Below are 1,302 nucleotides of genomic sequence, written 5' to 3'. Positions count from 1 at the left end.
GGCTCATAACCTGAAGGTCACAGGTTCAAATCCTGTCCCCGCAACCAACAAAAAAAGCCCGCTTCACGCGGGCTTTTTGCGTTCGGACCGTGATCGATGGCGATTTTAACCTGGACCAGGGGTCGGAAGCAGGCGAAGCCGACGCCGTAGGACAGAAAAGCCAAATCATGACCCCCAACCGCCCGCAGCTCGCAGGCCTTTTTGTTATTCGGCACCTTTGCCCACGCGAAGCCGGTTGGCTCCCGGCTCTGTCAGCGCGGCAACCGCCACGCGCCGGCGCGATGGTGACCGGACGCTTTGGACCCTGCAAAACCAGGCGACGAACCATTCTCTCGCCATCAGATCTTGGAAAACGAACCGTGATCGTGCGCTTCCAATCATTGCTATTATTGCTACCGGGCTTGATCGGCGCCATAATCTTCCAGGAGGTTGCCGTGCCCGATTACGCTCTGAACGACGAACCACTATGAGAGCTTCATCAGGAAGCAGCTCGAATCAGGCCGCTACAACAATGCCTGAGATGTTCGCGCCGGCCTACGTATGCTCGAGGATTTCGAGGCGGAGCGGGAGAGATGGCTGCGCGAGGAGGTTCCGGCGCGCCTGACCGAACTCCGGCAGGATCCGGCTAAGGGCATCCCTGTCGAGACGGTTTTTTCGCGACTCGAGGCGCGTCATCACGCGAAGCAGGCGAAAGCCAAATAGGCAATGGAGTACCGCATTGTCTTCCACCCCAAGGCGGAACTGAACTCGGCCAGTTCTATGACGACGTAGCCGACCCGTGCGTCGCCGGCGATCGCTTGGAATTTCGTTGTCGGCATCCGCGACCATTGCCTGAGCGTGTCGACTTTTCCACAGTGCGGCACAGAGCGGGTCGAGATCATGCCTGGTCCGCGGATCATCAGCTGGCGACGTGCCGTCAGCATTGCTTTCGCAGTCGATGCCGAACGGGTCTGGTCCTGGGTATTTTTTCGCCGGCCGCAACATCACGGCGGAATTGCTGGAAGGCCGGCTCTGAAGCGCTGCTTAGGCTGGCGTGGGATCGACACTCGCCAGGAGGCGATTCTCAGGCCGATGGCACGCACCTGCCGCCGCCTAGGTGGGAGCTTGGTAGAAGAGTGATCCTCAGCGGAACACCACTCACAATTTCAGCCAAGCCAGCTCACGAATTTCCGCCCCGTGGATATCTCTACGAGAAATCGCAAAAACATCGTCGATGACTGTTGACAGTTCTGGTTGGTGGCGACTATATACGCCTCACGAACGAGGGCGGTGCGCCGCTGGCGGCGAAGCAGTTTGCTTCTG

1 protein-coding gene is annotated in these 1,302 nt (G+C 59.1%); it reads right to left on the bottom strand.

Annotated features, from left to right (window positions below; translation table 11 throughout):
* Window positions 1–674: 674 nt before the first annotated feature.
* A complete protein-coding gene (locus NKJ57_RS30795; RefSeq protein WP_023699417.1) occupies window positions 675–923 on the bottom strand; it encodes a hypothetical protein in 249 nt (82 codons plus the stop codon).
* Window positions 924–1,302: the final 379 nt, after the last annotated feature.

It is taken from the genome of Mesorhizobium sp. M0077 (assembly GCF_040322955.1).
Classification (GTDB): domain Bacteria; phylum Pseudomonadota; class Alphaproteobacteria; order Rhizobiales; family Rhizobiaceae; genus Mesorhizobium.
This window is presented reverse-complemented; position numbering and strand designations above follow the sequence as displayed.